At 58.9% G+C, this 12,687-nt stretch carries 7 protein-coding genes; 2 read left to right on the forward strand and 5 right to left on the reverse strand.

The annotated features are described in order from the left end of the window. Positions 1-256 precede the first annotated feature (256 nt). Positions 257-2,200, forward strand: coding sequence for an autotransporter outer membrane beta-barrel domain-containing protein (locus BLR20_RS13775; RefSeq protein WP_162235634.1), 1,944 nt, complete (start codon positions 257-259; stop codon positions 2,198-2,200). Positions 2,201-2,264: 64 nt separating this feature from the next. Here BLR20_RS13775 and BLR20_RS13780 read toward each other — a convergent pair whose 3' ends face one another. The 4 genes from BLR20_RS13780 to acnA all read right to left on the reverse strand — a co-directional run bounded on the left by BLR20_RS13780 (position 2,265) and on the right by acnA (position 9,128). Then, positions 2,265-2,789 (reverse strand): hypothetical protein, encoded by a 525-nt coding sequence (locus BLR20_RS13780; protein WP_044313291.1) that lies wholly within the window; start codon positions 2,787-2,789, stop codon positions 2,265-2,267. 1,015 nt (positions 2,790-3,804) lie between these two features. Then, positions 3,805-5,370, reverse strand: coding sequence for a methyl-accepting chemotaxis protein (locus BLR20_RS13785; RefSeq protein ID WP_010426864.1), 1,566 nt, complete (start codon positions 5,368-5,370; stop codon positions 3,805-3,807). Positions 5,371-5,461: 91 nt separating this feature from the next. After that, positions 5,462-6,259 carry a CPBP family intramembrane glutamic endopeptidase gene (locus BLR20_RS13790; RefSeq protein ID WP_054992388.1) on the reverse strand — a complete coding sequence of 266 codons (798 nt, stop codon included), beginning with the start codon at positions 6,257-6,259 and terminating at the stop codon, positions 5,462-5,464. Between the two features lie 124 nt (positions 6,260-6,383). After that, on the reverse strand, positions 6,384-9,128 hold the full coding sequence (acnA, locus tag BLR20_RS13795) for an aconitate hydratase AcnA (RefSeq protein ID WP_054992387.1): 2,745 nt from the start codon (positions 9,126-9,128) through the stop codon (positions 6,384-6,386). Positions 9,129-9,320: 192 nt separating this feature from the next. Here acnA and rlmM point away from each other — a divergent pair, with 192 nt between their 5' ends. Next, complete coding sequence (gene rlmM / locus BLR20_RS13800) at positions 9,321-10,394, forward strand: 23S rRNA (cytidine(2498)-2'-O)-methyltransferase RlmM (protein ID WP_010426861.1); 1,074 nt, start codon at positions 9,321-9,323, stop codon at positions 10,392-10,394. An 818-nt stretch (positions 10,395-11,212) separates the two neighbouring features. Here the strand turns inward: rlmM and BLR20_RS13810 are convergent. Continuing rightward, positions 11,213-12,673, reverse strand: a complete 1,461-nt coding sequence (locus BLR20_RS13810) for an aldehyde dehydrogenase family protein (RefSeq protein WP_054993048.1) — start codon at positions 12,671-12,673, stop codon at positions 11,213-11,215. Positions 12,674-12,687: the final 14 nt, after the last annotated feature.

Raw genomic sequence — 12,687 nt, forward strand, 5'->3', positions numbered from 1 at the left:
TTTTATTGGGAAGTGTGGGCTTTACAGGGCAGGGCTGGGCGCTATTGCGTACCTCGCGTCGACTCACGTGATGGCCGACTCTCCGCTTAGGGAGATTGTCAGAGACCGGACAGAGTATGTGGATGCGGCCAGCGCATTTGATAGTTACTCTGTATACGGTACTGGATACCTTCATTCCGACGGGGCTGCGATCAAACATATTTATTCCTACGGCGGAAGGACCGAGTTAACTGGTAATACCCTGGTCAAGGATGGAATGCTGTCTGACCGTGACGCTCGAGCTTTAGTTAAGGACTCCACCATCCTCAGCGATCGCACGGTAGCGCTCATCGTGCAGGGCAACTCGAACGTGACACTTGAACACAGTGTCGTTGAGGGAAAAGGGGGCGGCATTACCGTTGTCGAGGACGCCTCGGCCCTGATCAGCAATACACAGGTCAGCTCGCTGCAGGGTGAAGTTGGTAGACACACTGGCTGGGGCGTTGGCATTTTTGGCGCTCGCGCTGATATCACTTCCCGGAGCTACATAAAAGGCTTGTCTCACGGGGTATGGTTCACTCATCCAGGCCTCACAGTGGGTGATGGAACGCAGTTCAATCACGGTCAACTGAGCATCGACAACTCTACCGTCGAAGGGCTGACAGGAGCCGCCATAAGGGTGGAAGGGCGTGAGGGTATAAGCCACCTTGCGGATATTGAGATCAAGAACGACACCCTCCTGTTGTCCGGCAATGGCATGCTTCTTGAGGTTCTGAACCAGAGCACCGCCAACTTCAACGTCGACAACAGCACCCTCAATGGCAACCTTGTCGCCGATGACACCAGCACCCTGAATATCACGCTGCAAAACGGCGCGCAATTGAACGGCGACATCGTCAATGGCAACCGTCTGGCGATTACCTCGGGCAGTCACTGGCAGATGCAGGGCGACAATGCCGTCAGGTCGCTTTCCCTGCAGGGTGGCAGGGTCTCGTTTGCTGGCGAAGGGTTTCATACCCTTTCGCTGAATGAGTTGTCAGGGGCTGGCACGTTCGGCTTGCGCGTGGATCTGGACAACGGCTTCGGAGACCTCATTGACGTCAACGGTCAGGCCAGTGGGCAGTTCGGCTTGCGGGTGCGCAACACGGGGGAGGAGATTGTGCCTGCCGACATGGCACCGCTCAAGGTGGTGCATACCGAAGGTGGCGACGCGCAATTCAGCCTGCTGGGCGGACGGGTCGACCTGGGCGCCTATTCGTATTTGCTGGAGCAGCAGGGCAATGACTGGTTCATCGTCGGTAAACACAAGGTCATAAGCCCTTCGACCCAGAGCGCGCTTGCCCTTTACAGTGCGGCACCTGCCATCTGGATGAGTGAGCTCTCTACCTTGCGTTCGCGCATGGGTGAGGTTCGTGCAAGCGGCAGGGCGGGCGGCTGGATGCGTGCCTATGGCAACAGGCTGAATGCCACGACCAGTGACGGTGTTGACTACCGGCAGAAACAAAGTGGCCTGTCGCTGGGTGCCGATGCGCCCGTCGAGGTCAGCAACGGCCAACTGGTAGTGGGTGTGCTGGGAGGGTACAGCACGTCCGGTATCGATTTGAGCCGTGGCACTACGGGTAAAGTCGACAGCTACTATGCAGGCGCCTATGCCACCTGGCTGTTGGACGAAGGCTACTACGTTGACGGCGTGCTCAAACTCAACCGCTTTCGCAACAAGGCAGATGTTGCCATGAGCGATGCAAGCAAGGCCAAGGGTGACTACACCAACAACGGGGTAGGGGGATGGGTAGAGTTCGGCCGCCACATAAAACTGGCGGACGATTACTTTCTCGAACCGTTCGCTCAGTTGTCCAGTGTCGTCGTTCAGGGACAGGAACTGCGCCTGGACAACGGCATGAAGGCGAAGAACAACCAGACTCAATCGGTATTGGGCAAGGTGGGCACCTCGCTGGGCCGCAGTGTCGCGCTCAAGGATCGCGGGGTCTTGCAGCCTTATGTGCGCGTCGCCGTTGCACAGGAGTTTTCGCGCCGCAACGAGGTGAAAGCCAACGATGTGAAATTCGATAACAGCCTGTTCGGTTCGCGCGGCGAACTGGGGGCCGGGGTATCGGTGTCGCTGTCCGAGCGCCTGAGACTGCACGCAGACTTCGATTACATGAAAGGTCGGCATATCGAGCAACCCTGGGGAGCGAATGTGGGGCTCCGCCTGGCATTCTGATTGTTGAAGCCAGTGCCTGAGCAACACCAAAGCCCCCGGTGAGTGATCACCGGGGGCTTTTCAGTTAATGATCGGTGAACCTGCGTTTGCGTTGTCTCTGTCGGGAGGTGACAGGCACCGCGTAGTTGACGTTCACCCGTAGCACTGGCGATGTGCCGATCAGTCGATGATCACGATAAAGCTCGTAATACAGATCAACCAGACCGTACTGAATATAGGGCGTAAAAGTGTAGGAAATGCACAGCACACGTATCACGCTGTTTTCGCCTACCCGATGAAAAAGCGTTGTCGATGACAGGTTTTTCCCCCAATAGAAACGGATTTCGTCACCCCAGCACATTTTGACTGACCCCGGGATATGAATGGTAATGCCCGCATGTGCCTGTTCGTGACTGATGGAATCAGGATCGATGTCAGGCAGCACAGGTGCTTTCAGCGTGTCGGAAATATCGGATGGAAGATGGAGGGGACTCGCGTGTCGGTAGAGGCTCTTGTGGGGCGGGGCTTCTTGAACAGTGCTCGCGCTGTCGGGATTGTTTTGTTTTTTTTGGGTGCGCGCCGCTACATCCGTGGATTGTTCTTTATCCATCGTGAACTCTTTTATTGACATTAAGTTGAGTTGTTATATGCGTGCCGGCAGTGGTCGGCAACGGAAATATTACAAGGCACATAAGTGTTCAGGTCAAGTGTCTGCAGATGTAAAGGCCAGGCAGAGGTTGTGTGAGGTTGTGCAGTTACATTTGGTATCATGTGCGTAGTAAATTATCGCTTGTTAGTATCTGAGATGCTGTAAATAAAGGGTGTGGCTTGTTGTGGGTGTTTTTTTGGGGTTTCTTATGCATGAAATACCCGTAGGACATTAACTACAGATAAGTCTTATAAAAGGTGAAAAATTACGTTTTGGCTGAATTCCCACTCCAACGTAGGAATATTCACTCAACTTTATCATTAGGGTCCCGCAAGCGTCAGTGTGCGAAGCCGTCAAGGTTGTGGGCAGAAATGCAGGTGCTGTGCTTAGAGCTGCATTGACAGTGTCACGGAGTGCGAGAGCAGTGACAGGTCGCCCGCACGGTCGATGACTTGACAGTTGATGGTGAAGTGTTGGCTGCCCACACCAAGCAGGAAGGCTTTGCTGAAAATGATCTGCAGGGGGCGGTAACAAGGTTTTCAGGTTCTACCGCATGAACCGGGCCTTCTCTGTTATTGCAGAAGGTCTGGACGCAGTCGCCGGCTCGCATGCCGGTGTAACCGGAGAGCATTCGTTTAAGGACTTCGCCAAAACTGATCGAACGGAAGATGGTGGGTGCAAACAGTGCTGCGCCGGTCGCAGAGCTAAAGTTTCACTCGGGTGATAATCGATGTTTGCCGGGGTAATAAATAACTACCGCATCACCTGGGTTTCAACTGATCGGAGTGTGCGCTCGCTGTCAATGGTCAGAGGTGTCGTGCTGCTGTCATTTAAATCGTTAAAGAAATATCCTACGCAGTCTTCAGAGTGCTTCTCAAGTTCTGTCAGATTTAAATAGAAAGCTAACAGTGCACACTATGAGCGGTCATAAAAAAGCCCCGACCAAACGAAGTTTGTCGAGGCTTGGCAAACAGTCTCAGCGATTAAACCGTTCTACCAGCGAATACTGTGAGTTGGCCGTGTCGGTCAGTTCACCACTCAATACCGCCGAGCGACGTGCTTCGTCAGCGGTCTGGTCTGCCAGGGTGGCGATGGTGGCGATATTGCGGTTGATTTCTTCGGCCACGGCGCTTTGCTCTTCCGTGGCGGTGGCGATCTGCGTGGTCATGTCGGTGATATTGGCCACGGCCTCGCTGATTCCCACCAGCGCCTGATCTGCCTCCAGTACCCGTGCAACGCCTTCTTCGGCCTGACGGCGACCGGTGTCCATGGTCTGTACCGCGTCGGTGGCAGTCTGCTGCAGTTTGGCGATCAGGCCATGAATCTGCCCGGTGGACTCTGCGGTGCGTTGTGCCAATTGGCGCACTTCATCTGCCACGACGGCAAAGCCGCGACCCATCTCACCGGCGCGTGCCGCTTCGATCGCAGCGTTGAGGGCCAGCAGGTTGGTCTGGTCGGCAATGCCTTTGATCACATCGACCACGCCGCCGATTTCATCGCTGTCCTTGGCCAGGCGCGTCACGGTCAGGCCGGTTTCGCCCACCGAGGTGGACAGGCGCTGAATGGCTTCGCGGGTTTCACCGGCGATATCGCGACCGCGGCGCGTCAGTTCGTTGGCCTGTTGGGTGGCATCAGCGGCGCGGTTAACGTGGCTGGCGACTTCCTGAGTAGTAGCGGCCATCTGGTTGATGGCGGCGGCAACTTGCTCGGTTTCCACACGCTGACGTTCCAGCCCGGTCGAGCTGGCATTGGCCAGCGAGTTGGATTGGCGGGCCTGACTGTTCAGGTGTTCGGCTGTGTCCTGCAAACGCGTCAGGCAGGTTTTCATGCGCGCTTCCTGACTGAGGATCGACATTTCCAGGCGCGCTTGCGGGCCACGGCTGTCGGTATACATCTGCGCGATCAACGGATCGGAAGTGGTCTGTTCGGCCAGGCGCAACAAGCGTTTGGTGCCACGTTGCTGCCAGGAAAGCCCCAGCAGGCCCAGTGGTACCGACAATGCCGCAGCCAGGGCAAAACCCCAGTGTGAATTGAGCCACACGCCGATCAGGAAACTCAGTTGGCTGACCAGAATGAACGGCAGCCAGTCCTGAAGTACCGGCAGCCATTTGTCGCGGCTTGGTACCGCGCTCTTGCCCTTGTTAAGCCGGCCGTAAAGCGCCTCGGCACGGCGGATCTGTTCGGCGGTCGGCTTGATACGTACCGACTCGAAACCCACCACCTGGCGGTTTTCCAGCACCGGCGTCACATAGGCATTGACCCAGTAATGATCGCCGTTCTTGCAGCGGTTCTTGACGATGCCCATCCACGGCTGCCCGGACTTGAGCGTGGTCCACATGTGCTCGAAGACTGCAGGTGGTACGTCCGGATGACGCACGGTGTTGTGCGCCGCGCCCAGCAATTCAGCCTCGCTGTAACCACTGATGTCGACGAAGGCATCGTTGCAGTAGGTGATGGTGCCTCGGGTATCGGTGGTGGAAATCAGTCGTTGTTCGGCAGGAAACGTACGCTCATGTTGAGTGACGGGCTGGTTGTTGCGCATGGGATTTCGATCCTTCGATCCGGAAGACTATGGCGTGGTTATCGGCGGGCACGTCGATAAATTGAGCGGCGTGCGACAAGTGACCGGAGAGTCAGCCCTGTCGGGCCAGCATGGGGTAGGTGAACAGCCCGAAATGCACGAGGTTCAGGCCCAGGTGACTGATGACAGCGGCCTGCAGCCCGCCGAAACGAAATGCGATGCCGTACCCCACGCCAGCCATGCTCGTCAATGCCACCCACTGCGGACCTGCACCTGCGTGCGCAAGTCCGAACAGGCCGGCAGCGAGGGTGATCGATAATGCCGTCGCATACCTCGAGCCCTTGAACAAGCGCAGCAGGCCGCCTTGCAGATAAGCGCGGAAAAACAGCTCTTCGGTCAGGGTCACCAGCAACAGATTGTTGAGTAGCCATATCAGGCCCTGAGCAGGCCATTTTGGTGTCCAGCCGACGACGTTTAACATGACTGCAGCGGTCATGCAGAACGCCGACGTCACAATCAGCGCAAGAATCCCGGTCTGCAGTGAATGGGCGACGTCGACTTTCGGCAGAATCCAGGGGCAGGCCAGTATCAGCCAGAAGCCGATCAGCGGCTTGTCCAGATTCAGGTCCATGGAAAACATCGCGGCATCGGCACTGAATCGCGTCGCTTCGATGACGTTGGCGTTATTGAAGCCGGGCGCCAGGTGAAAGGCCAGCGCCAGACCGGTCACGATGAACAATCCGTGGCCACACAGGCGGATGGAGGAATAAGAGGATCGCGCCACGCAAAACCAGGCAATGAACAATGCGCCAAAGCTCAACGCCGCCGAAGGGTCAAGGTTGCCGTGAAACAACGCCAGCGCGTAGCCGCTGCTCAGGAGGCAGAAAGTCAGCCAGTGCCTTGTGGTCATGAGTAAGTCCTGCCTTGAGAGCGGGGAATTCTATCCGGCGTTCAGCAGGGCAGGGGCGAGATTATAGAAATTTTCATGCAAGGGCCTGACCCTGAAACAGGGTGCAGGCCGCATTCAGGGGGTATCAGGACGCGATCAGCTGGCGCAGCACGTAATGCAGAATGCCGCCCGACTTGAAGTATTCCACTTCATTAAGCGTATCGATGCGGCACAGCACGTCGACGGTTTCCTTGCTGCCGTCTTCGCGTTCGATATGCAGGGTCAGGCTCATGCCCGGCTGCACGTCTGCGTTGGTCAGCCCGGTGATCTTCAGCGTCTCCTTGCCGGTCAGGCCAAGGGTCTTGCGCGTCTGGCCGTTCTTGAACTGCAATGGCAGCACGCCCATGCCCACCAGGTTCGAGCGGTGAATCCGTTCGAAGCTTTCGGCGATGACCGCCTTGACGCCCAGCAGGTTGGTACCTTTGGCAGCCCAGTCACGGCTTGAACCCGTGCCGTATTCCAGACCGGCAATGATTACCAGTGGCGTCCCCTCTGTCTGATAACGCATGGCCGCGTCGTAGATCGCCAGCTTCTCGCCGGAGGGCACATGCACCGTGTTGCCACCTTCTTCGCCGCCGAGCATTTCGTTGCGGATGCGGATATTGGCAAAGGTCCCGCGCATCATCACTTCATGGTTGCCACGGCGCGAACCGTAAGAGTTGAAATCCTGATACTTGACGCCTTTCTCCTGAAGGTAGCGCCCGGCAGGGCTGTCGGCCTTGATATTACCGGCAGGGGAGATATGGTCGGTGGTTACCGAGTCGCCCAGCAGGGCCAGAATGCGCGCGTTTTCCACGTCTTCGATAACCGGCAGCGGACCGTCGATGCCTTCGAAGAATGGCGGGTGCTGAATGTAGGTGGAATCGTCCTGCCAGACGTAAGTGGCCGCCTGCGGCACCTCGATCGCTTGCCATTGCTCGTCACCGGCAAAGACTTCCGCGTATTCCTTGTGGAACATGCCGGTGTTGACGCTGGCCACGGCGTCGGCGATTTCCTGCTGACTCGGCCAGATATCGTGCAGGTAAACCGGCTTGCCGTCCGAGCCTTCGCCCAACGGTTCGCTGCTGATGTCGATGCGTACCGAGCCTGCCAGTGCATAGGCAACCACCAGGGGTGGCGATGCCAGCCAGTTGGTCTTGACCAGTGGATGAACGCGGCCCTCGAAGTTACGGTTGCCCGACAGCACCGACGCGACGGTCAGGTCGGACTGCTGAATGGCTTTCTCGATAGGCTCCAGCAGCGGACCGGAGTTGCCGATGCAGGTGGTGCAGCCGTAACCGACCAGATCGAAGCCCAAGGCATCAAGGTATTGGGTCAGACCTGCTGCGTTGTAATAATCGGTCACCACTTTGGAACCGGGTGCCAACGAGCTTTTCACCCACGGCTTGCGTTTCAGGCCTTTCTCGACGGCTTTTTTCGCGACCAGCCCGGCTGCCATCATGACGCTGGGGTTGGAGGTGTTGGTGCAGGACGTGATCGCCGCGATCACCACGGCGCCGTCCTTCAGATGATAGGTCTGGCCGTCGTATTCATACTGGGTTTCGCCACTGACCTGGGCCTCGTTGCCCACCGCGACACCGCCGCCGCCTTCGCTCTCCAGGCGACCTTCATCGACCTTGGCAGGTTTGACCTGCAGACCGAGAAAATCGCTGAAGGCCTTGGACACATTCGGCAGTGCTACACGATCCTGAGGGCGCTTGGGACCAGCAAGGCTGGCTTCAACCGTGCTCATGTCCAGTTCCAGGCTGTCGGTGAACACCGGTTCCTGGCCTGCCAGACGCCATAGACCCTGAGCCTTGCAATAGGCTTCGACCAGCTTGACGGTTTCGTCGGGGCGGCCCGACAGACGCAGGTAGTCCAGCGTTACGTCATCGACCGGGAAGAAACCACAGGTCGCGCCATATTCGGGTGCCATGTTGGCAATGGTGGCGCGGTCGGCCAGCGGCAGATCGGCCAGGCCGTCACCGTAGAACTCGACAAACTTGCCGACCACGCCTTTCTTGCGCAGCATCTGGGTAACGGTGAGCACCAGATCGGTGGCGGTGATGCCTTCCTTCAATTTGCCGGTCAGCCGGAAACCGATCACTTCCGGGATCAGCATCGACACAGGCTGGCCAAGCATCGCCGCTTCGGCTTCGATACCGCCCACGCCCCAGCCCAGTACGCCCAGGCCATTGATCATCGTGGTATGCGAGTCGGTACCGACCAGAGTGTCGGGGAACGCGTAGGTGCGGCCGTCCTCTTCCTTGGTCCATACGGTGCGACCCAGGTATTCGAGGTTCACCTGATGGCAAATGCCTGTGCCGGGCGGCACCACGCTGAAGTTATCGAAAGCGCTCTGGCCCCAGCGCAGGAACGCGTAGCGCTCACCGTTGCGCTGCATCTCGATATCGACGTTCTCGCCGAAGGCTTCGGCGTTGCCAAACTTGTCGACCATCACCGAGTGGTCGATCACCAGGTCCACCGGGGAAAGGGGATTGATCCGCTGCGGATCGCCGCCGGCCTTGGCCACGGCCGCGCGCATGGCAGCCAGATCGACCACCGCCGGTACGCCGGTGAAGTCCTGCATCAGGACGCGGGCAGGGCGGTACTGGATTTCCCGGTCCGAACGACGCTCGGTCAACCAGTCGGCAAGGGCCTTGAGGTCGTTGCCGGTTACCGTCTTGTTGTCTTCCCAGCGCAGCAGGTTTTCCAGCAGCACCTTGAGTGACATGGGCAGCCTGTCCAGATCGCCCAGTGATCGTGCGGCTTCCGGCAGGCTGAAGTAGTGGTAGGTCTTGTTATCGATTTCGAGGGTTTTCAGGCTTTTCAGGCTATCGAGGGAGGGCATGAATGTCTCCTTTGAGGAATGTTCTCCGAACATCGGTTCACGGGCTCCATGTGCATCAGGCCGGGAGCGCCGCATCAGGCTTCAAGTTCTGTGGACTGTTCGGCCGCACCAGTGGTTCCTGGATTGGGCTATCATGCGCGGCTTTCAAGTCTGCGGGGTTACGCCCGAGTGCCCACTGCCCAGGAGTAACCCATGAATACACTGTTTATGCACTGCCGACCCGGTTTTGAGGGCGAAGTCTGCTCGGAAATAGCCGATCACGCCGCGCGCCTGGACGTGGCCGGGTATGCCAAGGCCCGTCCCGACACGGCCTGCGCCGAATTCATTTGCACCGAGGCGGAGGGTGCCGAACGGTTGATGAACGGTCAGCGCTTCGACAAGCTGATCTTTCCCCGGCAGTGGGCGCGGGGGCTGTTTCTCGAGTTGCCGGAAACCGATCGCATCAGCGTGATTCTGGCGCAGTTGGCGGCGTTCCCGACCTGCGGCAGTCTGTGGCTGGAGGTCGTGGATACCAACGACGGCAAGGAGCTGTCGAATTTCTGCAAAAAGTTCGAGGCGCCGCTGCGCAAGGCCCTTACTCAGGCAGGCAGACTGGTGGATGACCCGCGCAAGCCGCGTCTGCTGCTGACCTTCAAGAGTGGTCGCGAGGTGTTTCTCGGTCTGGCCGACGCGGACAACTCCGCCATGTGGCCCATGGGCATTCCGCGCCTCAAGTTTCCCCGCGAGGCACCAAGCCGTTCGACCTTGAAGCTTGAAGAGGCGTGGCACCACTTCATTCCCAGAGACCAGTGGGACGAACGCCTTTCCGGCGACATGACCGGCGTGGACCTGGGTGCCGCACCGGGCGGCTGGACGTATCAACTGGTGCGCCGCGGCATGCTGGTGACCGCCATCGATAACGGGCCGATGGCGGAAAGCCTGATGGACACCGGGCTGGTGCAGCATTTGATGGCGGACGGTTTTACCTACAAGCCTCGACAGCCCGTGGACTGGATGGTCTGCGACATCGTCGAAAAGCCTGCACGCAATGCGGCGCTGCTGGAAACCTGGCTGGGCGAAGGCCTGTGCCGCGAAGCGGTGGTCAACCTCAAGTTGCCGATGAAACAGCGCTACGCTGAAGTACGCCGACTGCTCGACCGCATCGAAGAAGGCTTTCAGGCGCGAGGTGTGCGGGTGGCCATCGGCTGCAAACAGCTCTACCACGACCGCGAAGAAGTCACCTGCCACCTGCGCAGGCTGGACGTGGCCAAAGCGGCGAGGAAGTGATTTCTTACTCTCGTTCCGCAGGCTTCAGGGAATATCGTGCCAATGCTCCGCGTTGGCATGTCACACAGCTGTTCTGTGATGTCAGGTAGATTTGGGTTCGACTCAAATCACCTTTTCGCCCCTCGGCGACCTACTTTGATGGGGCCAAAGTAGGCAAAGCCCGCAGCTCCGTTTCCGGCCCGACTTCGTCGGGTTCCTTCGCCCTGACACTGATCCGGGGGTGGCCGCAACGGGCCATCCATGGCCCGGTGCGGCTAGCCTGGCGTCCTGCCAGGCTACCCCCGGATCAGCGGCAGGACTCAGCCGTCACCTACGTCGCACTCTGCGTCGCCAGTGCCATCGCATTTAAAAAGCAAATCTGTAGCAGCTAACTGATGAGGCATAACGTTGAGTTGTAAAAAGATGGCTATCGTTCCAACGCTCTGTGAATTGCCCCTGGATTAATGACATGACGGAGTCGGGCCGGAAACGTAGCCAGAGGCTTTGGTCACTTTGGCCCCTTCAAAGTGACTCGCCGAGGGGCGAAAAGGTGACATGAGCCGAACCCTATCCACCTGACAAAGAAAAGCCGCTGTGTGACGCAGAGCGTCACGAACTGCATTCCCACGCGGAGCGTGAGGAACGATAGTCATCAGCCTCTCAGCTATGCTTCTAAAACGCTTTTCAACCACGATGGCACTGACGACGCAGAGCGTCGGCACGATAATCATGTCGCAGAACCGCTGTGTGACGCGGAGCGTCACGAAAGGCATTCCCAAGCGGAGCGTTGGAACGATCCTCACGATCAGCTAAGAATTAGCGCGTAGCGCAACCCCCACTCAACCAAACCCCACAATAGCCTTGGTCTCCAGATACTCTTCGAACCCCTGTACGCCGTACTCGCGACCGTTGCCCGAACGCTTGTAGCCGCCAAACGGAGCCATCGGGTTCCAGGCGGGGTAGTTCAAATGCACTTGCCCGGCACGAATGCGCGAAGCGACCGAGCGCGCCAGGTCAAGGTCCTGTCCCTGGACATGCGCGCCCAGGCCATAGACCGTATCGTTGGCAATTGCGATGGCTTCCTCGACCGTGTCGTAGGCAATCAGACACAGCACCGGGCCGAAAATCTCTTCCCGAGCGATACGCATGGACGAGTCCACCTCGGAAAACACAGTTGGCCGGGTATAGAAGCCTCGCTCATGGCCCTGCACTCGTCCCGGCCCGCCGCAGATCAGCTTCGCGCCTTCGCTCAGTCCGGCCTCGATCATCGACTGGACACGATGAAACTGTGCCTCGTTGGCGATAGGGCCCAATACCGTCTCCTCCAGCTGCGGATCACCCACAACGATTGCCGCGGCCGTTTCGGCAGCCAGCGCTTCGACTTCCGCCAGTCGGTTCCTGGGCACGATCATTCGTGTTGGCGCGCTGCATGACTGACCCACATTGCGGAACGCGGCCATCACGCCGGGCGGCACGGCTTTGGCGAAGTCGGCGTCGGGCAGGAGGATATTCGGCGATTTGCCGCCCAGTTCCTGAGTCACTCGTTTAACCGTCGGTGCGGCGGCCTGCGCCACCAATGCGCCTGCCCGGTTGGAACCGGTGATCGAGATCATGTCGATATCAGGGTGGGCCGCCATCGCGCCGCCGACTTCGGGGCCGCTGCCATTGACCAGATTGAACACCCCCGGCGGCAGGCCGGCGTCATGCACCAGTTGCGCGAACAGCAGCGCGCTCAAGGGCGACAGTTCGCTGGGCTTGAGCACCACGGTACAGCCAGCCGCGATAGCCGGGGCGACTTTGGCGGTGATTTGATACAGCGGCCAGTTCCACGGCGTGATCAGCCCGCACACACCGATGGGCTCGCGTTCGATCGCGGTGCCGCCTTCGACGGTGTGAAAGTGATAGGTCGCCAGCAGGTCACGTGCGACACGCACGTGTTCTGCGGCCAGCGGCACCTGCATGGACCGCGCCGAACTGATGGCTGCACCCATCTCCAGCGAGATCGCCTGCGCCAGTTGTTCCTTGCGCTCGAGAATGAGCGCGTGGATCCGGCCGATGACCTGTGCCCGGGCCTGTGGCGAGGTGCCAGACCAGCCCGCAAAGGCTGCCCGCGCTGCCGCGACCGCACGGTCGACATCGGCGGCCGAGCCACTGGCGACATGCGCCACTACTTCTTCGGTCGCAGGGTTGATCACCGCAATACTGACCGGGTCGAGCGGGGCGGACCAACGACCATCGATATAGAGTTTCAGCGCGGTGTCCGGATCAACGTGATGGCTGTTCAAGGACTTTGAGGTCATCCAGCGGGCTCCCT

The sequence above is a fragment of the Pseudomonas congelans genome, assembly GCF_900103225.1.
GTDB lineage: Bacteria > Pseudomonadota > Gammaproteobacteria > Pseudomonadales > Pseudomonadaceae > Aquipseudomonas > Aquipseudomonas congelans.

Bases quoted from the DNA above. Each gene is read 5' to 3' on its own strand.
- BLR20_RS13775 (WP_162235634.1), top strand. From the start codon at position 257: ATGCTGTCTGACCGTGACGCTCGAGCTTTAGTTAAGGACTCCACCATC.
- BLR20_RS13780 (WP_044313291.1), bottom strand. From the start codon at position 2,789: ATGGATAAAGAACAATCCACGGATGTAGCGGCGCGCACCCAAAAAAAA.
- BLR20_RS13785 (WP_010426864.1), bottom strand. From the start codon at position 5,370: ATGCGCAACAACCAGCCCGTCACTCAACATGAGCGTACGTTTCCTGCC.
- BLR20_RS13790 (WP_054992388.1), bottom strand. From the start codon at position 6,259: ATGACCACAAGGCACTGGCTGACTTTCTGCCTCCTGAGCAGCGGCTAC.
- acnA (WP_054992387.1), bottom strand. From the start codon at position 9,128: ATGCCCTCCCTCGATAGCCTGAAAAGCCTGAAAACCCTCGAAATCGAT.
- rlmM (WP_010426861.1), top strand. From the start codon at position 9,321: ATGAATACACTGTTTATGCACTGCCGACCCGGTTTTGAGGGCGAAGTC.
- BLR20_RS13810 (WP_054993048.1), bottom strand. From the start codon at position 12,673: ATGACCTCAAAGTCCTTGAACAGCCATCACGTTGATCCGGACACCGCG.